This is a genomic window from Paenibacillus sp. FSL H8-0317, from assembly GCF_045040685.1.
GTDB lineage: Bacteria > Bacillota > Bacilli > Paenibacillales > Paenibacillaceae > Paenibacillus.
Map to the genome: position 1 here is coordinate 6,751,558 of NZ_CP150294.1, position 19,526 is coordinate 6,771,083.

A 19,526-nucleotide genomic window follows, 5' to 3' on the forward strand; every position below is an offset into this window, starting at 1 on the left:
TTTGCGGGTACTCTGTAATGTCATGCTAGTGCTAGAACCTTCCCGATTTGAATATCGAATAGAGCAGGAAAGCCACCATCAGAATCGCCACCAGGAAACCAATCTCAATGACCGGAATATCCCACAGCATCGTGGACTGATGACTGATCGACGAACCAATAATCAAACCAACCATGATGATACAAAAAGCGAGTAACACAATACTGAAAGACAGCCGATTACTGATTTGGTCCATTCTGCGCATGAGTGCATCCAGTTCAGGGACACTGATCTCCAGCCTCAACTTGCCTTTGCTAATAATGGATGATAATTGCCTTAACTGCCCTGGCAGACCAATGACACTTTCGGCCATATCAGCCGCACTGCGGAACAACCGATTCTTTATTCTTCCTGCGCTAAAACGTTCCTTGATCAGCTTCCGCCCAAAGGGCTCGGCCATATCTACGATGCTCAGGGAAGGATCGAGATGTTCGATGACACCTTCCATTGTTAGCAACGATTTACCGAGCAGCAGAATATCGGCAGGCATGACAACCCGGTGCCTCTGGGCTACGCCGAACAAGTCATTTAGCGCCTGACCCACACTAATCTTGGAAAAAGGAATATCATAATATTTGGTACGCAACTTGTCCAAATCCACATGAAGCCCACGCAGGTCCATGTCATCTGGCATCATGCCCAATTTCTCAATTGCCCGGATCATACTGTCCGTATCTTTGCGCATTAACCCAATAATAAGCGAAGCAAGCTGCTGTTTCATCTCATCACTCAGACTGCCCACCATACCGAAGTCTATAAAGGCAAGACGTCCATCCTTCAATACCATCAGATTGCCCGGATGTGGATCAGCGTGAAAGAAACCCTGAATAAAAATCTGATTCAATAATGAATCCACCAGCCGCTCGGCAATGTTATTCAGATCATGACCGCGTCTAACCAGTTCTTCACGATCATTGAGTTTGATACCTTCGATATACTCCATCGTGAGTACACGGGATGAAGTCTGATTCCAGTAAATTGCCGGGATTTTCACCTTGTTGTCCTGTTGGTATTGCTGTGCAATCTTTTCCGTATTGCGGCCTTCGACCGTATAATCCAGCTCGGCCATCAGGGCCTGAGCATATTCTTCGACCATTTGCGGAATCTGATATTGTTTTACCCAGTCCCACCGCTTCTCCGCCATGGCTGTCAGTTCACGCAAAATATCCAGGTCACGCTGCACAATACGCGATATACCCGGCCGCTGAATCTTGATGGCTACCGACTCACCGCTTCGAAGTTTGCCCAGATGCACCTGTCCAATGCTGGCCGCAGCTACAGGGGTATCCTCGAACCGGGAAAAGATCTCCTCCAGCGGTGTATCCAATTCCTGTTCCAAAATACCCCGTGCCGTCTCGGAAGAGAAAGGCGGGACCTGATCCTGCAACTTCACCAATTCACGAATGACAGACTCAGGCAATAGATCTGCCCTTGTACTTGCGAGTTGCCCCAGCTTGACGAAAGCTGGCCCCAGCTCCTGCAGCACAAGCCTGATGCGTTCACTCAACGTTTTGGTGGTGTGTGCTTCACGCGACATCCACCGTCTGGGCAGAGCCAACAGCTGGAACAAACCCAGCTCCTCGACCATATAACCGAAGCCATGACGCACTAGCGCCATGGCAATTTCACGGTATCTGCCGACATGTTTGATTCGCACTGCCATCTACTCGATCTCGTTTCCTTTGAGAGGAGGAGGAACTTCAAGTGGAGCCGGGGATTCATCAGGGTGGAGCTGTGGTGATTGGCCCAGTTCGGCAAGTTTTTTCTCCAGGACAGCAACGCGCTGTTCCAGACTGGTTACATCACTTTCGGATGCCACACCAGCTTCCTGAAGCACTCGCTTGACCTGCTCCTGAATCATTCTCTTGAACTGACCCTGCTCTTCATCGCCCCGTTCCAGCAGACGTTCAACCAAAGCTTTGGATTCACCGGGCGCAAGTTCCCCGCGCTTGACCAAATCATCCACGGTTTTCTCAATCTTTTCTTTGCTTACAACAGTAAGACCAAGCCCTAACGAGATCGCCTTTTTGAACAAATCGCTCATTTTTGTCATCCTCCTCTTCGTTGATCTCTATATTATACCCCTTATACTCTGCATGCAAAGTTGCGTGTCCGATCAGACGTAACGTGCAGCCCATTTGCCTGCTTGCAGAAGTAATTTACGGTACGTTTCGTGTGCAAAAGACGGCACATGGTGACCCGGCATCAGATACACAATACGTCCAACACCATATCGATGAGCCCAAACCGCAGGTTTTGGTCCATCTTCGGATTGATATTCCAGCAATATTTTCGTTTCAGCAAATGAACCAAATTCGAACTGATACGGCTCTTCTTCCATTGTGAAACTCGAAATGCCCTCCGTCACGGGATGGCTTTCGGCGGTTACAGTGAATTCAAGTGGTGCATACGCTGGGTGATGCAGGAACTTGGCACCGATCATCTGTTTGAGCTCATAACGATTTTGGAGCGAAATGCCGTTATGTATAATGACCAGTCCCCCTCCATTACTTACATAGGACAACAAACCTGCTGTCTGCTGTGGAGAGACTTTCCCCTTCCAATCGTCCATGTATGAGATACATACATCAAACCCGGTTATATTTTCTTGCAGCAGCATATTCCGATTCTCACTGCACTGCACAGTCATAGTATCATGGAAAATTCGGCTAATCTCCGCATCCACACCTTGAAGCGGGTGCCAATCCGGATGTGTATAATCGCCAAGTAGTAATGCTTTTTTACGATGATCCATTCAATCAATCTCCTTTCTTGTTCACCTCACTGTATCAATCAACTACCAGGGGAGCTTCTCGCCCTTGTAGTCCACATATGCGGGTTGATCTCCTTTAAACTGTTCATGGCGGTCGATAAGTACTGCGATATGCTGTGCAGATTGCTCGGGTGTGAGATCCGCAGAAACATCCAATTCGCCCCTCATATAACTCTGTACCCAACCGGGATGCACAAGCATCACTTGTCCGCCTTCATCCTTCAGACCATTGTGCACAAGACGGGCCTGCATGTTCAAAGCAGCTTTGGACATACAATAGGCATACCACCCATCCCGACTGCATTGCTCTATACTTCCAGCCTCGGAAGAGATATCAACAATCAGCTTGACCTGCCCTTGAAGAAGGAGGGGCAACAGGGAATGAGTCACACGCAGTGTACCTAAGGTGTTCACATTAAATACTTCAGCCATCTCCGCCATATTCAACGGCCCGCGGATATGATCCGTAATACTCCCTAGTATAGCCGCATTATTGATCAGCATATCCAAATGATTCGTATCCAGCTTCAACGTCTCCGTGAACAAAGCTACCGACAGGTCGTCCGCGATATCCAGTTCGATGGCTTGCAGATGGTCAGGATATCCTTCTGCAAGCATACGAATTCCCTCGGAATCCTCCACGTTCAGACCGGCCGCATACACGAGATACCCTCTCTTCAGCATCTGTGCCGTCAAAGCCAATCCCAATCCCCGGGCAGCTCCCGTTACACATACGGTTCTCATCATGATGTCCCTCCCTCGCATAATGATTCTGTCTTTTATTCATTCCACATATTCATCTGAAAACCTTTAATTCAGAATGGGATCGCCAACTTCACGACCAAAGACTCAGGAGGCAAAAGCGAGATTAGAGCCATTTTGCTTATTGAATTCAGCTATCTATTTGAGCTATAAAAAGCTGCTATTATCTCTGCATATATCGCTCCTGCCGATAGGCTAAACAATGTTCCACCCATCTTTGAGCGGCTGCCGGGTAAGAGCCCAGATGAACGTGCGTATACCCCGCCACGATGTTGCCTGCCGCATACCCTTCTTGCTTCAGGCCGCGCAACCCCTTGGTCTCATACGCATAAGGAATCGTTGCTTCATCACGATAGGTCATCGTGGAATAATGAAATTCATGACCCCGTAGCACTTCACCCTTTTTCAGCAAAAAGGAATCCTGAACGCTACTCGCTTCACGATAGCCAAGCGCAGCTCGCTTCTTCTGCATCTGCACCTGTGCGGGGATAATGCCCGCCATATCGAAAGTAACGCCCTCACGGTCGGTCAACGTTTCCCCGAGCACCATGTAACCACCACATTCTGCGAATAAAGGCATGTTGGATTGTGCTGCCTGTCGAAGTCCTTCCAAGAACCCTTGGTTACCGGCAATCTCTGCTGCAAACTCCTCTGGAAACCCGCCGCCCAAATAGATGCCATCCACATCTGTTGGAATACCTTCGCCAGCGAGCGGACTAAAGTATTGTAATCGCGCCCCGGCTGCTTCGAGCAATTCCAGATTATCGGGATAATAGAAATTAAATGCCGCATCGCGCGCAACGGCAATGACAGGCTGTACCGCATATGATACATGTCGATTATTAACGTGGATCACTGAATCGAATTGCGAATCGTAATTCGAGCCTGATTCAGCATTATCCGAATCCGCGTGGGTAGTAGCGGCAAGACTCCCTTTTTCTTGTTGAAGCGACGGGGCGCTTGCTGCCAGCTCCAGCAGAAGATCCAGATCAGTGCCTTCCATTAACACATCGGCTGCACGTTGGAATAATGGCTCCAGTTCACCGCGCTCAATGGCAGGCACCAGTCCCAGATGTCTCTCAGGGATGGACATGTCCTCGTCCCGCTGCAGCCAGCCAACCACCGGAATGCCGCACATCTGCTCAATGGCTTTTTTCACAATGGTGTAATGACCTGCACTTCCACACCGGTTAACGATCACTCCCGCAATATTTAATTCAGGCTCCAAATGTTGAAAACCCAGTACAATCGCGGCCGCACTGCGAGCCATGCTTCGTACATCCACGACCAGGATCACAGGGGTCTGCGTGACCAGAGCAATCTCTGCAGTTGAGCCTGTATTGCTAAGCGGATCTTTGCCATCGTAGAGGCCCATAACGCCTTCGATAATGGATATATCATGTCCTGCCGATGCCTTCTCGAACGTATCTCTCACATACTCAGGCGATGTCATCCATGCATCCAGATTACGTGACGGTCTGCCCGTGACTGCGGTATGATATGTCGGATCAATATAATCCGGGCCGCACTTGAACCCTTGTACACTCAAGCCACGCTGAGCGAGTGCTCTCATCAGCCCCAAGGTTACTGTCGTTTTTCCTGCACCACTCCCGGTGCCTGCAATGATCAGTCGAGGCCTGGCGTTACGATCTGCAATGGTCATCGTCATTTCCACCTTTTCTTCGAGATAAGAAAAGCTTCTGATCGAAGCACTATCAAGGATGTACATTGGTGTTTTAGTTGTAATGTATAAATTCTATAATCTAAACAAAACCGCATCATATAGCGATGCGGTTAAGCTTAATGCACACTCTTTATTCATGAAGCGACGCCAAAAGCTTTTTGTCGAACTGATCTAAAAGCAGGCCACTAATCTCTAATCTTAGCCCCACGCCCTGCTGCAAAGTAACGTCCAAGCTCAACGATGAGTGCTCCCATCTTCTCTTCCTCCGGAATGACCAGTGCCTCAATGCCTTCTTCTCGCATGGAGTTTGCTGTAACTTTACCTACAGACGCAGGAATTACACCTTGTCTGAAGGCTGCAAGCATCGGCTCAAGCTTGTCCTGGGAGGCTGCATATTGGGTCAGAAATCTGACCTGCGGTCCACTTGTGAACGCAACAGCATCTACTTCGAAATTTAGAATTTCATTCAGTAACTGTTCCAGCTCTGTCTCTTCTGGCGGTACATGGCGGTAAGGAAGCACTTGTCTGACGAGTGCGCCTTGTTCTTCCAACCATGCGACAAGTTTGGGAGCTGTCTCCCCATGAAGCTGCAACATCACCTTTTTCCCTGCGAGATCATGTGGGGCGAATTCTCGAATGAGCCCGTCCGTGCTACCGTCATCATCTCGTACCAGTGGTGTTAACTTGCGCTTTTTGAGCGCATTCACCGTCTTGTATCCCCTTGCCGCAATTGAGGATTCCGATAATACATCCAACAATTGGCCTGCCACTTCCATATCCTCAGCCATTTCAAACAATGCATCCAATCCCATACCCGTAGTTAACACCGCCCAGTCTGGCGGGTCTGAGATCCAGGATACCAGCCCGTCCCTGATACTCCGGTCATCCAGAAATACGGTCCCCTGTGCCGGTCGCACAAGCGGGATTCCACCCATTTTTTCAACCAGTACGGACATTTCTTTCGATTTTCGTGGTCCTGTCAATGCTACACGCACACCTGCCAAATGTTGAGCCATTCATGTTCCCCCCGTTAGTTCAGCCGAATGTTCATCAGTCTGACTACAGTATACAGGGTACTTCTGTGAAGGGGAACTGTGCTTTCTCTCTTTTTGCCCGTTCATCTATAAGGATTTTTGATGGAATGCATCAGGAAGGCTGGAGTTCCCCACCATGAGAATCTTTCCGCCTTTTCTCTCCGTCCTTCTCCGAATCAGCCGATTTTTGTTCCGGCTCATGCTTCTCTTTCTTTGACTGGTCTCCCGTTCTCTGTTGGGTAGATTCTTTTTTATCCTTTTTGCGAGGACGAAGAAAAAGGAACAGCACAATGGGGAACAGCGCTTCGAAAACAATAGCAATCCATGTCCATTCCCGGGTAAAACGATTAAGCTGAATCGCGTTTCGGAAGAACCAGAAAGCACATACGAATCCAACCAAGGCCACCGGGCCTGTCATCATCTTTCCCGACACTTTCGGAATCATCCGCTTCAGTCCCCAGCAGACAAAGTATAGATCAAATGCAATCTTCGTAATCATGGTTGGCATGGTTGCTGCTGCCAGCGCAAGGTCAAACCGGTCCAGAAAATCACTGATTTGCAGCTGCCTTGCCAGTTCATAGGATGGGTATACGAGTCTGGAAGCAATAGGGACTCCGATCGCAGTTATCGTCTCCACAAGGATAAGCATCATTAGGAGTGCAGAGATGATAATTCCCCATAGAACCGACTTGAAACGAAAATCACTACCCTTGATGACAAACGGCAATGCAATCATCTCTCCATAAAACGAAAATATGTACCAACTCCCCTTGCCTACTCCTGCAACATCAACATGAAAATACGGCATGAGATTATCCATATTTACCTGCTGAATAAGCATGAAAGGTATAATCAACGAGATCAGCAGAAACAGCATAACATACAATTCCGCCATTCCGATTAAGGAACCGAGTCCGCCTCGAACGATAAAGACGCCCATGATCACCAGAGATAATACAATGATGGAAATGGGTGTGTTCTCCAGTAGCGTTATACTTATATAGTCACCTGATAGTCGGATGTCTCTTGCAAACACGAAGAAAAAAAATAGAATGTACAGAAATCCCATTACTCTCCCCAAAAACGGGAATCGCTGAACAATGGATTCGAACAGATCCTGATTGGGAAATCGTCGCTGGACCCGACTTATTAACCATAGAGATATTATCATCACAAAAACAACGGGCACATACGAGAGATAAGCATGCTGCTCCGCGTAGAAAATGGCCTGAGCGTGGGGCTGAATCAGCGTACCTGTAATACTGAGTATCAGCACGAGCAGCACAACCTGCCGATGGGTCACACTCTGATTCATACAATACCTCCTTTCCGTCAGTTAATCTGCAATCTATGGTAAAGGTAAAAATCGCTGAATAACGTGGCTTATCCATACTGTGACATAAAGCGTCTTACTCAAGTGAGTGACATAGAACCAAATGACCGTTCCCAATGCAATCAGACCATAGGATATCCAGCGATTAATGGCTGCTGCCTGCTTCATATGTCTGAAATCCATCAAGATGACCACAATTGCCATGCCCAGATAGGTAAACAAAAGCGGTTTAATCATGTACGACCTCCTCCTCCACGACACCGATCGGTTTGTTGATCACTCCTACATTTTCAATAATGACATGGGGAATAACGGTTACCTCAACTTCAGGATAAATGACTTCCCATCGATCCTTCATCTTGTCCCATTCGGCCGGCAGGTGCTGATGGATAGATCGACCGATTCCAAGAATATCGGCACGATACTTCTGCTGGACCAATCGGATGCCTTCCTCAATATCTGACTTTATTTTCTTGTGGATGGCGTCATTTATCTTTAATATCTCATCCTCCCGCCGGTCACCGTAATTCGATTCGTTATCGACGATAACTCCCTTGGCGTATAATTGAATGTTTACCTTAACCTTGTCATTCTTGACACTGGGATGCAGCGAAGAATTGTTCTCGTTCAGTTTAATGAATATATCTCCTTCTCCCCCTGGAGCCTCGACCATAACCTCTGGTGCATTGGCCTCACCCATGGCCAGAATTAGTGCATCTGCTGGTGCTTTATCGATCATGCCTACCAGCTTGTCTTTCTTGAAAATGGCCAATCCATCCATCTTGATGTTCGTTTTGGGGTCCTTCCAGTTTTTGGGCACAGTGTCAACGACCGAAGCTATGGGCAGAAAAGGATCTACGCCTTCGCTAAGAATGGAATCTATAAACGTCTTGAGCGAGCGGGGATTTCGCATATTTAAAAAACACAATTCCCGTACCATCTCAGATGGAAATTTTTCTATGGGTGCATCAGTATCCATGACCTTATATGCTTCTCCTCTTGTCACAACCGGCAACGCTGAGAAACGATTGAGCGGATAACGTGTCATCAAATCCAGCATAGGGGCAACGCCCTCCCTCGCCAAATCCTCACCGATTAGCAGAGTACGCCGATGAGCGTAATATATTCTGCGTGAGAGCGCCTTTTGCCCTTCAAGAGATGTTCCGTGAAAGGTTTTGGCTGTATTGGACAATATGAACCAGGATTTATCACCACTTGTGCCCCCTCCTCCTCCTTCACTACCCGAAGAACCAGATTGTCCTGGAAGAGCAATCTGCAGACTGGATCTGTAGTTTTGTTCCTCCTTATCCACAGCGATACCAATTACAAAGGCAACATCATTTATTTCCTCTCGATCCCAGCAACCTGAAATGAGAGAGGTACATAACAACAGGGCTATAACTGCCCGGTATTTATACATAAATTGCATGGGTTTACCACCCTTCCTCTGCTTCGGGGGAACCATTGATCTTCTCATTCATCCGTTTATGGTTATCATGGACGGTAGATGGACGATTGATCATTTTCCACCACGGCACACGAATGAGAATATCCTTGGTATCCGTTTTGCTGTATGGGCTAAGACCCGACAGATAAGGCACACCAAATGAGGTCATCTGGGTCAGATGCACCGAAATCAGGACCAGACCGATCACGATGCCATACAGTCCGAACATGCCAGCCAGTAACATGATTGGAAAACGCAATAGACGAACGGTAATCGCAAAATTAAACCGCGGAATCGTAAAGGAAGCGATACCTGTCATGGATACGATAATAACCATTGGTGCAGATACAATCCCTGCCTGAACGGCTGCCTGCCCAATTACAAGCGCACCCAAGATACTGACGGCCTGCCCTACCGTTTTCGGTAACCTGACTCCTGCTTCACGAAGTGCCTCGAAGGAAAGCTCCATGATAAGAGCCTCTACCAGTGCCGGAAAAGGGATGGCTTCCCGCGCCCCGGCAATACTCAGTATCAAAGTGGTTGGCAGCATGTCCTGATGAAATGTCGTAATAGCGATGTAAAGCGCTGGCAGAAATAGAGCGATGGCTACGAACAAAAATCGAATCCAACGCACCAGATTACTGATGAAGAATCGTTCGTAATAATCCTCGCTGGCTTGCAGCATCTGCCACATTGTGACTGGAGCAATCAACGCAAAGGGAGTACCATCTACCATAATGGCAAACCGCCCTTCCAACAGATTGCCTGCTACCGTATCCGGACGCTCCGAGTAGTGCATTTGTGGAAAAGGAGAATACGGATGATCCTCAATTAACTCCTCGATATACCCACTCTCCAGGATGCCGTCGATTTTTATTTTTTCCAGACGTTTCTTGACATCCTGAATCGTTTTAGGATCAGCTATATCCTCCAGATAGGTTAGAACGATATCGGTCTTGGTATCTGTGCCAAGGGTCATACTCACGATCTTGAGAGAGGGTGTTTTCAGCTTGAACCGCAATAAGGCCGTATTTACACGGAGCGTCTCGGTAAATCCCTCCCGCGGTCCCCGAATCACGGATTCTGTCTGCGGTTCCTCCACACCACGTCTGACGCCGCCTTTGACATTGAACATCCAGGCTTCGCTACTTCCATCGACCACCAGAAGTGCGGAGGATGCCAGCACCCCTTCTGTCGCAGCAGCCCAGGTATCCACTCGCTTCACCTGTGTCAGCTCAACACGTGTATCATCCAAAGGAACATCAGGTTCATCTGTACGCTGCTGCACCAGCCCTCGAATAATCGGACGCAGCATGTGTTCCTGGATATCAGCCGAATTAACAATGCCTTCGATATAGACGAGAAGTCCTTTCACTTCAGGCGTAATCATGACGTTGCGAAAAACCACATCCGAGCAATCGGAGAATATCTCCTTCACCGCTTGAATCTGAGTTTCATGTACTGCACTAATCGGCTGCCGCAGAAAAGGCGGGGACGGCAGTCCCAAAGGGATATGTTTTTTTTCTGAAGTTCTTCCCGATTGCCGGGACTTGTCTTTACCAGATGTTTTGTCCGCCATATGCCGCCCCTCCGTTCTTGTTTTTATACAAGGTAGCTTGTGCCAGACAGCAGGGAATTATGTGGTCTTTTTTGCAAAATTACGATTAAATCCTCTGAGTTTTCAGACAGCAAAAAAGGCCTCTGTATTTAACAGAGACCTCTGGGATGTTCCAAGTTCTATCGTTACTTACACGTTAATCCGCAAAATAATCTTCAGGCACATAACGAATCTCCGACTTCGCATAGATGCTTAGCGTGTGACTCTCCCTATCGTACACAACCCGTTCACCATCTACGTAGTACCAGTGTTTCAAAAGGGGCTGATCCTTGCGTTGGACGAAGCGAAATACGTTCAGTTCCTGTCTAAGCTCCATAATCTGTTCCACCATCTGCTCGTCCAGACCCGTAACGGTAAATATGAAGCCTGTACCCTCCTGTTGGAACCGATAGGACAGGGAATCTGTTTTGCTATTAGCTAATCCTCGCCCGGTCACCGCATGTTTAACCATAAACCATTCCTGTTGCGCCATACGTGTATATCCTCCTTCATCTTGGAGTTCATTTCATCAGTCATCTACGGCAAATCAATAATCATATAGAACGTATCTTCGTTTCCTTGCAGTTCGATTGAATCCCGCTGTTCCACACGAGCCGTGTCGCCTTCGTTCAACAGGTACTCTCCATCCAATCCCAGCTTGCCTTCGATGGAGAAAATGTACATTCTGCGGCCTGCATCCTGATTAAAGGTTAACGTTTCGTCTTTGGCTAATCGGCCAAGGTAGATCGTCATATCCTGATGAATGGTCGCAACTCTTGGTCCCCCATCTGGGGATACAATCGGCACGAGTGCTCCTGCCAATGCCGCTGGATCAAATGATGTCGTCTCATAGGAGGGCTCCAACCCTTTGGTCTGTGGCATGAACCAGAGTTGAAGCAAACGTACTTCTTCGGTATCGGATGCATTATGTTCGGTATGAATCATGCCACTGCCTGCTGACATCCGCTGGATACCGCCAAAGCCTGTAACGGCTACATTCCCAAGGTTATCTTCATGTCGCAACTTGCCGTTCAGTACGATCGATACAATCTCCATATCACTATGCGGGTGAACTCCAAAACCGCGACCAGGCGCGATCACATCGTCGTTCGCTACCCGCATCGGTCCAAACGCCGTATTCTCCGGGTCTTGGTATTCTCCGAAAGAAAAGCTGTGACTACCACGGAGCCAGCCTCGATCGAAGCTGGAGCGGGCATCGGATGGAATGACGTTAATCATAAAATGCATCCTCCTTATTTTTTCTTAGTAGCATACTTATTCTCATTGTACCAAACCAAAGGCATGTCGTCCAAACAAGGTGAAACGGCTGTCGCCGTCCTCTCGCGGCTCAGCGTGTTTCATTCCGAAGAAATATAGATAAAGAATGGCGAAATGATATACTTTCCTATATTTTAAAAAAAGTTCTCTACTGATCAGCCCGGTTCGCAAATCAATTCCCGAACCGGCCTGGCCAATAAAGAACCTCGTTACAGGACTAATCCTGCATTTCATTATTTGTAGCAATCGTTAGTCCATTCAAGCACTCACATTCTGGCGACCGTTCCCCTGTCTGGAGAACAGATAATCCACGGCCAGGAAGCGGCTTCCTGTGAAGAGCAGTGTCACGGAACCCGCCAGTAGCAGGTAATCTAACTCGGTACCACTCAGGAACGGCTCACCCACTTTGGCTGTAAACAGAACGCCAACCATCACGATGGCAAACAGGGCAGCAAACACACGTGTTCCCAGACCCAGAATCATCGCTGCACCACCTACCAACTCAATGATGGCTACAACGGATGCAAGAAATCCGGGAATACCAATACTTTCGAAAAAACCTACCGTACCGCTGATTCCACCTTCGAATTTACTCCAGCCGTGCAATACAAAGATCAAACCAATCATAATCCTTGAGAAAAGTAATCCAATCTCTACACTTTTATTATTCATGTTCATCTTCCTTTCTCATTATATTCGACTTCACTTTAGCCAAATTAATCTATCCGATCGACCAAACAAACAAGATAGACAGCAATAGAAAAACAGTAGCCGACATGAGAACAGCATAACGTGGCAACCTCAACGTCACGTCCTGTTCCGGGTCCAGCAGACGTGAAATTCGGACATTCACCGACGTATCCGCAAATGAGGATTGAACGGTCAGTTCTGTGGCCCCCCAAGGTTCAGGACAAGCGCGGAGCAGCTTGAGCAAAGCACTGCCAATGCCTGCCACATTGCCTGTACGCTCAATGGCCTCATTGTCTGCCAGAATTTCTCTAACGATATTGTAATGTTTCGAAGTATGCTTCAATACGGGAATATACGGCATCATGATTGCAAATACCGATAACAGTGTCGTTTTCAGTGGGTCACGGTGCCACAGATGATGGACTTCGTGGTACACCACTGCTGTCTCCTCTTCTGCATCCAGCATCGTCAGAAGCCCCGTGGAGAGTACGATGCAAGGTCTCCATAGACCAATTGTAAATGCAACCGGAGAATGCTTGTCCACTACAATGAATCCTGGCTGTCCAAGATGGTGATACTTGGACTCCAGTTCGCGAGACAATGCACGCACCTCCATGGAGCGGAGCTTACGTACGGCTGCTCTGGTTTTCATCATACGCACCATTAGCAACCAACCTGTTCCCGCAAATGTCAGCAATACCAGTGCCAGCAGGAAATGTCCCACGGATAACCAACCCAGTCGACTCATCCAATGATTACAGAGCCAGAGCAGGTTAAACGGGATATCCCAGCCAAAAATTTTGTACATCGCGTACATGAACATCTGCATGAACACGAGTAACGGAATGCCAAACCCGACGGTAAACAAAAGTTTCGAGCGGGTCTTCCACATCTTAATCGGTATCCTTTTTCCATTGTTTGATCTTCTGTTCCAAGCGTTCAATCAGACCCGCATCTGCTTCATCCAGCGCATCCAGCATATGATTCAATGCCAAAGCTCCGAATTCATCCACCAACTCATGTGACAGTTCCTTGGATTGGTCGTTCATAAACTCCTCCTTACTCTGTACCGGTTGGTACAAAGATGTTCTGCCCTTTTGTGACTTTCCGAGAAGTCCCTTGTCTACGAGCCGGTTCATCACGGTCATGACTGTATTAAAATTGACGTCTTTGTCTTGTTCAAGTGCGGTCTGCACTTCACGGATGCTGCTGCCAGGACGAGCCCATAAAATGTCCATGATCTTGGCCTCCAGCGGACCGAAAAATCGGTTGAGCCCACGCTCACCCACTTTGAAATTGTGTATTCTCATTTTCTGACACCCCTCACACTACCCATTGTAGTGCCAACAAATGAGAAGTCAACCTCTATGTCAGCTATTTTATGTAAATGATTTGTAAATTTGTTTTCCATTGCAGTAAAAAAGGTTAAAGACCGGGAAATTCCGCACGTTCACGGTTTTCCCGGTCTTCAACGAATATCAGTCAGTATGATGTTGTGAGTATAAGTTCAAACTGCAATTTATTTTCCATCCTGTGACGGCATATGTGCAGAAATATCCACGCCGAGTCCATGAGCCAAACGTCCGCCAAGCTGTCCATCCGCCCGGAAGAAGTGGCACAGGGCACGCATTTGAATATCAACAGATACGCCCTTAAGGTCATTGATCAGATTATCCAGCAAATGCTGCTGCTCTACAGGAGTGAATGAACGGAAAAGCTCCCCTGCCTGCGTATAATCATCCGTCTTCTCGATTTTCTCTCTTGTAACGTGTCCTTGCAACGGAACCTGACTGTCCCGGTATGCCGGATCTTCCTGCGGGCTGTTCCCGGAACTGTTGGGTTCATAGTTCACCGGGGATGGGTCCTGATTCACATTCATGAGTCCATCACGCTGATGATTACGAACGGGTGCGTACGGGCAATTCACCGGAATTTGTAAATAGTTCGTTCCAAGCCGGTGCCGCTGTGTATCTGGGTAGGAGAATAGGCGTCCTTGCAGCAATTTGTCTTCGGAAGGCTCAATTCCAGGTACAACCGCACTAGGAGAAAACGCAGCCTGCTCCACTTCAGCAAAGAAGTTTTGCGGATTACGATTCAGGGTCATGGTTCCTACCGTATGGAACGGGAGTACATCCTCAGGCCAGGTCTTCGTAGGGTCGAGTGGATCAAAAGCAAAATCATCCATCTGTTCAGGCTTCAACAGTTGCACTTGAAGCTTCCACTGCGGGTATTGCCCGTTCTTGATATGTTCACGCAGATCACGGGTAGCATGGTTAAAGTCTTGGCCCTGTACTTCGGCAGCTTCCTGACGAGAGAAGCCTCGGACCCCTTGGGCAGACTCCCACTTATACTTCACATAGTGGACCTGTCCCTGTGCATTGATCCATTTGAAAGCATGTACGCCGAATCCATCCATCTCCCGATAACTTGCCGGTGTACCCAGGTCAGAGAATAACCAGGTCATCATATGGGTTGATTCCGGCGAGAGGGTCATAAAGTCCCAATAGCGAGCTGGGTCCTGAATGTTGGTATCCGGAGCTGGCTTCAGGGAGTGAACCATGTCAGGGAACTTTATCGCATCACGAATGAAGAAAACGGGCAGATGGTTGCCTACGATATCATAGTTGCCTTCACGTGTGTAGAATTTGACGGCGAATCCACGCGGATCTCTTGCGGTCTCTGGTGATCCCGTACCATGAATAACGGTCGAAAACCGCACCAGCACATCGGTCTCCGTACCCGGATCTTGCAGGAAGTCCGCTGTTGTATAAGCCTTCATACTTTGCTCCAGCGTGAATACACCATGAGCTCCGGCACCTCTCGCATGTACGACTCTTTCGGGAATACGTTCACGGTCAAAGTGGGCTATTTTCTCAATGAGATGGTAGTCTTCAAGCAGTGTTGGCCCTCTTCTGCCTGCTGTGCGGGAATTCTGGTTGTCACCTACAGGTGCTCCCTGATTCGTAGTCATACGTTCTGTCATCATGTCGTCCTCCTCTAATGGGTCTCACGGCTGTTATATATCTACTATTAAAATCATATTCGGCTTCGGTTTAAATATACATTTAGACTTGATCTAACTGTTAAATTGATTCTAACATGTCCCTCTCTGCTCTTGCATGAGGTTCACATGAGATTAAGATGAGGTTCTCCAACACTTCATGAATGAACTATGAACTTGCTTTTAAGGAAGTGATCCGGATTTACTATATCCATTAGGCAAAAAAAAAGCGGACTAATCCGCCAGGCGGTAGCCCACTCCTCTTACAGTGACAATATATTGCGGCGAAGATGCGTTATCGCCCAATTTTTTACGCAAGCTTTTGATATGAACATCGACCACATTGCTTCCACCCGTAAAGTCCGTCTCCCAGATATCGCTGAGCATCTCCTCACGGGAAATGACTGCACCTTTGGCATCAATCAGCTTGAGTAACAGATCATATTCGGTCTTGGTTAGATGAATCCGGTTATTATCGCGCTGTACACTCATCCGTTCACGGTCGAGCCACAGATCCTTAAATCCGATACGGTGCCCTTCCTCAGGCAAAAAACCACGGTTGGGCAGAGCAGGACTGTTACCAATCATACGCTGCACCCGGTAAAGTGCTTCCTGCGGGCGTGCAGGCCACACCAGCAATTCCTCCTGAAGCATCGGTCCACTCGCACTGCCGATCATCTTCTCACCAACCAGATACAGACAAGGGGTTGTATGCTCAGCCTCACGATTCAATCGGCTGCTAATGCCGGCAAATGCATCGATCGTTCCGGCAACAGACAGGTCATAGATCAACAGATCAAAGACAAGACGCTCATGCAGATCTGGTTCCCAGCGATGAAAGACCAGTACATCAAAGCAGCTATCCGTTAAGGCTTTTACCAGTTCATGAACCTGCCCCGGCATCGGGCTGATCAGAATAACACGCCGTGTAACAGGACAATTGTCAACAAGAGGTGCCGAGTCGGACAAGGCTGGTTTAACCCTAAGGGGTAAACGGCGGCCAGGCAGTTTTATTTTTACTTGATCCGTTTGTTTCTGCATTCCCCGCAGACACCTCCAAAGACCACATGAGCATGATCGATTGCATATCCGGTTTCTTCAGCTACCTGTTTCATCCATTGTGGAGGAACCTCTGTCATTACCTCATCCACTTTGCCGCACACTTCACACATGATGTGCTGATGATCATCCATACGGGCATCGTATCGGCTTGCTGTCTCTCCGAGTTTAAGTTCCCGTATCAATTCTTTGTCCGTCAGATAACGAAGAGAATTATACACCGTACCATAGGCCAGATTATATCCTTGTTCTACGAGTCGATTCATGACATCTGCAGCTGTCGGGTGATCCTCTGAATGGCGCACCACATCATATACCGCTTGCCGTTGTATCGTCAGATTTAAAGTTCTCACAACCATTTCTCCTTTATTATTGATCCATTTTATATGAAATCAGACACTGATCTTCTACTTATGATGGTCTTCCCAAAAAGAAGGAATACATTTTGATTTAGATTAAGTATAAATCTCATTGCATATTGAAGTCAATATCACCCTAACATCCTGTATATGCAAATAAAACATCTTTCCCAGCAATCCCCTCATAAATTTGGGATAATATAGTTCGCTACAGCACCGCTTTTCAGATAAAATATAGGGATGTGCGTAAAAAGGGGGAATGTCGGTTGTTTAGCACTTTTTTCATTAATATCTGTGTCATGATTACGTTTATGTATGTGTCCGGGATCATCGCGAAGTTCTATAGTATCCGATTGCCTTTTCCCTCGTTACGTGTTCAGTTGATCGGCGGCTTATTATTCGGTATATATGGCACAGTACTCATGAACTACTCCTTCCCTTTGAACGAGACTACAATTGTAGATCTACGGCATCTGGCCATCGTTACCGCAGCGGTATATCTGGGAGGACTGGCTTCGATCGTTACGGGACTCATGATCTCGGTCCTTCGGATTTTGATGTTTGGCATATCTTCCTCTGCCATAGATGCAGGATTTGTCATGACTCTGATTGGACTGTCCGGTGTATACTTCGCCTATGCTTCCTGGTCCAGACTGACCAAAATCATTACGATGAATCTGCTCGGCATTACGTTAATCTTTATCATCCTTATGTTGAACACGGACAGCATGAATTCATTAATGAAGATCTATCCGTTACAAATGACCATTTCCTTTGCCGGTGGATTATTTATCTATTTCATCGCAGAACTCATCAATAAATCCAATGAAATGTTATTTCTATTGGAAAAAAGAGCATCTACCGATCATCTTACCAACCTGAGCAATCGACGACAGTTCGAAAAATCACTTCAACTGGAACTCCAGCGTGCGCGGGATTACCAACAGAAGCTTTCCTTGCTTGCCATTGATATTGACCGATTCAAAAAGGTGAACGACACCTATGGTCATTCCGCCGGCGATGCGGTCCTGAAGCAACTTGGACAACTGCTCGTTGAGCATGCACGTTCTGCTGATATCGTATCACGAAACGGTGGGGAAGAATTCGCCATTCTCTTGCTCGACTGTGGACACCGTCAGGCCGTGGCTACCGCCGAATCTATACGACAGGCTGTAGAGAAATACCATTTTGCTCTACCCGACGGGCACACCACACGTCTAACCATCTCCATTGGTGTAGCCGTGTATCCCGATCATTGTGATGATCATGACGATGACGATTTCTTCGAACAGGCCGATCGTGCGTTATATGAAGCGAAGAATACAGGGCGTAACCGTGTGTGTGCCTTAACTTTTCGTTCCTTGCCTCTAACACTTTAAAGTAATATCTAACCGGTAAATAAACTAACCTTTCACCGTTCTCCCAAAAAAGGGATGTCTCGTTCGCCTATTCAGGCGCACAGGACATCCCTCTTTTTATGGATCATCACATATCATCTCAGCTTGTGTGCTGACAGGAGATCAAGCAAGGATGCTCTCAATCTCCTCGATAATGGCAGCATCCAGCTTCACACCAGATGCAGCTGCGTTCTCTTTTACCTGCTCGGGACGACTCGCCCCTACAAGTGCACTGGATACATTGTTCTGGCGCAGAATCCAGGCAAGGGCCAGTTGGCCAACCTTCAGATCCAGCTTGTCCGCCACTTCAATCAGCTGACGAACTTTCCCGATACGATCCGCATTGATCTTTCCTTCGTCCCATCCTAGCTTGGCAGCACGGCTATTCTCTGGGATATCGGAAACGGACGTATATTTCCCGGTCAATAGACCTTGAGCAAGCGGGGAGTATACAACTTGTCCAATGCCTTTGCGCTCGCCGAGCGGAATAATCTCATTTTCGATATAACGGTCAAACATGTTGTACACCGGTTGATTAACCACGATATGATCGAGGAGCAGACGATCTGCTGTACCTAACGCATCTTCCATCTGAGCTGCAGTCCACTGGCTGACGCCTACATATAACACTTTGCCTTGACGTACAAGATCATCAAGCGCGCGGAGTGTTTCTTGGATTGGTGTTTCGGTATGATAACGATGACAGTAATAGATATCCACATATTCAACGCCCAGGCGCTTCAAGCTGGCTTCACATTGCTCCTTGATATGTTTGCGAGACAACCCCTGGTCATTCGGACCATCACCCATTTTGCCAAATACTTTGGTTGCAAGTACATAAGAGTCCCGGGAGTACGCTTTGAGCGTCTGTCCAAGCAGTTCTTCTGCTGCACCCCGTTCATATACATTGGCAGTATCAAAAAAGTTAATGCCTTCATCAAATGCAGTTTCAATTGATTTCACCGCATTTTCACGTTCCACATACCCTCCGTACGTCAACCAGCTTCCCAGGCTGATCTCGCTTACTTTCAGTCCGCTTCCACCTAATCTGCGATAATCCAATGTACATCCTC

20 protein-coding genes are annotated in these 19,526 nt (G+C 47.6%); 1 reads left to right on the forward strand and 19 read right to left on the reverse strand.

Annotated elements, in window-relative coordinates; genetic code table 11:
* Positions 1–31: 31 nt before the first annotated feature.
* The 18 genes from MHB43_RS30045 to MHB43_RS30130 form a co-directional block, all read right to left on the reverse strand.
* Positions 32–1,702: an ABC1 kinase family protein gene (locus MHB43_RS30045; RefSeq protein WP_405130953.1), complete on the reverse strand. Its 1,671-nt coding sequence runs from the start codon at positions 1,700–1,702 to the stop codon at positions 32–34.
* Positions 1,703–2,083 (reverse strand): phasin family protein, encoded by a 381-nt coding sequence (locus tag MHB43_RS30050; RefSeq protein ID WP_076209724.1) that lies wholly within the window; start codon positions 2,081–2,083, stop codon positions 1,703–1,705. It abuts the gene before it with no gap.
* 72 nt (positions 2,084–2,155) lie between these two features.
* On the reverse strand, positions 2,156–2,794 hold the full coding sequence (locus tag MHB43_RS30055) for a ThuA domain-containing protein (RefSeq protein WP_076209723.1): 639 nt from the start codon (positions 2,792–2,794) through the stop codon (positions 2,156–2,158).
* 42 nt (positions 2,795–2,836) lie between these two features.
* Complete coding sequence (locus MHB43_RS30060; protein ID WP_339180119.1) at positions 2,837–3,559, reverse strand: SDR family oxidoreductase; 723 nt, start codon at positions 3,557–3,559, stop codon at positions 2,837–2,839.
* A gap of 178 nt (positions 3,560–3,737) precedes the next feature.
* On the reverse strand, positions 3,738–5,237 hold the full coding sequence (locus MHB43_RS30065; protein WP_339180122.1) for a cobyrinate a,c-diamide synthase: 1,500 nt from the start codon (positions 5,235–5,237) through the stop codon (positions 3,738–3,740).
* 206 nt (positions 5,238–5,443) lie between these two features.
* The gene (locus MHB43_RS30070) at positions 5,444–6,274 is read right to left on the reverse strand and encodes a uroporphyrinogen-III synthase (protein WP_339180125.1); all 831 of its coding nucleotides are present in this window, start codon (positions 6,272–6,274) and stop codon (positions 5,444–5,446) included.
* A gap of 130 nt (positions 6,275–6,404) precedes the next feature.
* Positions 6,405–7,607, reverse strand: coding sequence for an endospore germination permease (locus tag MHB43_RS30075; protein ID WP_339180128.1), 1,203 nt, complete (start codon positions 7,605–7,607; stop codon positions 6,405–6,407).
* Positions 7,608–7,640: 33 nt separating this feature from the next.
* Positions 7,641–7,862 carry a hypothetical protein gene (locus MHB43_RS30080; protein WP_221825544.1) on the reverse strand — a complete coding sequence of 74 codons (222 nt, stop codon included), beginning with the start codon at positions 7,860–7,862 and terminating at the stop codon, positions 7,641–7,643.
* The gene (locus MHB43_RS30085) at positions 7,855–9,054 is read right to left on the reverse strand and encodes a Ger(x)C family spore germination protein (protein ID WP_237177311.1); all 1,200 of its coding nucleotides are present in this window, start codon (positions 9,052–9,054) and stop codon (positions 7,855–7,857) included. Before MHB43_RS30085 ends, MHB43_RS30080 begins: the two co-directional genes overlap by 8 nt.
* 4 nt (positions 9,055–9,058) lie before the next feature.
* A complete protein-coding gene (locus MHB43_RS30090; protein ID WP_221825548.1) occupies positions 9,059–10,651 on the reverse strand; it encodes a spore germination protein in 1,593 nt (530 codons plus the stop codon).
* A gap of 175 nt (positions 10,652–10,826) precedes the next feature.
* Positions 10,827–11,162 carry a hypothetical protein gene (locus tag MHB43_RS30095; protein ID WP_076209715.1) on the reverse strand — a complete coding sequence of 112 codons (336 nt, stop codon included), beginning with the start codon at positions 11,160–11,162 and terminating at the stop codon, positions 10,827–10,829.
* 44 nt (positions 11,163–11,206) lie between these two features.
* Entirely contained in the window at positions 11,207–11,908 is a 702-nt protein-coding gene (locus MHB43_RS30100; RefSeq protein WP_405130954.1) for a pirin family protein, read from the reverse strand.
* Positions 11,909–12,205: 297 nt separating this feature from the next.
* Complete coding sequence (locus tag MHB43_RS30105) at positions 12,206–12,619, reverse strand: DoxX family protein (RefSeq protein WP_221825551.1); 414 nt, start codon at positions 12,617–12,619, stop codon at positions 12,206–12,208.
* Positions 12,620–12,668: 49 nt separating this feature from the next.
* Positions 12,669–13,529: a M56 family metallopeptidase gene (locus MHB43_RS30110; RefSeq protein ID WP_221825552.1), complete on the reverse strand. Its 861-nt coding sequence runs from the start codon at positions 13,527–13,529 to the stop codon at positions 12,669–12,671.
* 1 nt (position 13,530) lies between these two features.
* Positions 13,531–13,947, reverse strand: a complete 417-nt coding sequence (locus tag MHB43_RS30115) for a BlaI/MecI/CopY family transcriptional regulator (RefSeq protein WP_221825553.1) — start codon at positions 13,945–13,947, stop codon at positions 13,531–13,533.
* A 209-nt stretch (positions 13,948–14,156) separates the two neighbouring features.
* Positions 14,157–15,620 (reverse strand): catalase, encoded by a 1,464-nt coding sequence (locus MHB43_RS30120; RefSeq protein ID WP_313771530.1) that lies wholly within the window; start codon positions 15,618–15,620, stop codon positions 14,157–14,159.
* 252 nt (positions 15,621–15,872) lie between these two features.
* Positions 15,873–16,679 (reverse strand): winged-helix domain-containing protein, encoded by an 807-nt coding sequence (locus tag MHB43_RS30125; RefSeq protein WP_150365790.1) that lies wholly within the window; start codon positions 16,677–16,679, stop codon positions 15,873–15,875.
* Positions 16,655–17,050: a Fur family transcriptional regulator gene (locus tag MHB43_RS30130; RefSeq protein WP_036612807.1), complete on the reverse strand. Its 396-nt coding sequence runs from the start codon at positions 17,048–17,050 to the stop codon at positions 16,655–16,657. Before MHB43_RS30130 ends, MHB43_RS30125 begins: the two co-directional genes overlap by 25 nt.
* Positions 17,051–17,322: 272 nt before the next feature.
* Here MHB43_RS30130 and MHB43_RS30135 point away from each other — a divergent pair, with 272 nt between their 5' ends.
* Positions 17,323–18,435, forward strand: a complete 1,113-nt coding sequence (locus tag MHB43_RS30135; RefSeq protein WP_405130955.1) for a GGDEF domain-containing protein — start codon at positions 17,323–17,325, stop codon at positions 18,433–18,435.
* A gap of 141 nt (positions 18,436–18,576) precedes the next feature.
* Here the strand turns inward: MHB43_RS30135 and MHB43_RS30140 are convergent, their stop codons facing one another.
* Positions 18,577–19,515, reverse strand: coding sequence for an aldo/keto reductase family protein (locus tag MHB43_RS30140; RefSeq protein WP_405130956.1), 939 nt, complete (start codon positions 19,513–19,515; stop codon positions 18,577–18,579).
* Between the last annotated feature and the right edge of the window lie 11 nt (positions 19,516–19,526).

Coding starts and splice junctions, on each gene's coding strand:
- MHB43_RS30045 (WP_405130953.1), bottom strand. CDS start 1,702: ATGGCAGTGCGAATCAAACATGTCGGCAGATACCGTGAAATTGCCATG.
- MHB43_RS30050 (WP_076209724.1), bottom strand. CDS start 2,083: ATGAGCGATTTGTTCAAAAAGGCGATCTCGTTAGGGCTTGGTCTTACT.
- MHB43_RS30055 (WP_076209723.1), bottom strand. CDS start 2,794: ATGGATCATCGTAAAAAAGCATTACTACTTGGCGATTATACACATCCG.
- MHB43_RS30060 (WP_339180119.1), bottom strand. CDS start 3,559: ATGATGAGAACCGTATGTGTAACGGGAGCTGCCCGGGGATTGGGATTG.
- MHB43_RS30065 (WP_339180122.1), bottom strand. CDS start 5,237: ATGACCATTGCAGATCGTAACGCCAGGCCTCGACTGATCATTGCAGGC.
- MHB43_RS30070 (WP_339180125.1), bottom strand. CDS start 6,274: ATGGCTCAACATTTGGCAGGTGTGCGTGTAGCATTGACAGGACCACGA.
- MHB43_RS30075 (WP_339180128.1), bottom strand. CDS start 7,607: ATGAATCAGAGTGTGACCCATCGGCAGGTTGTGCTGCTCGTGCTGATA.
- MHB43_RS30080 (WP_221825544.1), bottom strand. CDS start 7,862: ATGATTAAACCGCTTTTGTTTACCTATCTGGGCATGGCAATTGTGGTC.
- MHB43_RS30085 (WP_237177311.1), bottom strand. CDS start 9,054: ATGCAATTTATGTATAAATACCGGGCAGTTATAGCCCTGTTGTTATGT.
- MHB43_RS30090 (WP_221825548.1), bottom strand. CDS start 10,651: ATGGCGGACAAAACATCTGGTAAAGACAAGTCCCGGCAATCGGGAAGA.
- MHB43_RS30095 (WP_076209715.1), bottom strand. CDS start 11,162: ATGGCGCAACAGGAATGGTTTATGGTTAAACATGCGGTGACCGGGCGA.
- MHB43_RS30100 (WP_405130954.1), bottom strand. CDS start 11,908: ATGATTAACGTCATTCCATCCGATGCCCGCTCCAGCTTCGATCGAGGC.
- MHB43_RS30105 (WP_221825551.1), bottom strand. CDS start 12,619: ATGAATAATAAAAGTGTAGAGATTGGATTACTTTTCTCAAGGATTATG.
- MHB43_RS30110 (WP_221825552.1), bottom strand. CDS start 13,529: ATGTGGAAGACCCGCTCGAAACTTTTGTTTACCGTCGGGTTTGGCATT.
- MHB43_RS30115 (WP_221825553.1), bottom strand. CDS start 13,947: ATGAGAATACACAATTTCAAAGTGGGTGAGCGTGGGCTCAACCGATTT.
- MHB43_RS30120 (WP_313771530.1), bottom strand. CDS start 15,620: ATGACAGAACGTATGACTACGAATCAGGGAGCACCTGTAGGTGACAAC.
- MHB43_RS30125 (WP_150365790.1), bottom strand. CDS start 16,679: ATGCAGAAACAAACGGATCAAGTAAAAATAAAACTGCCTGGCCGCCGT.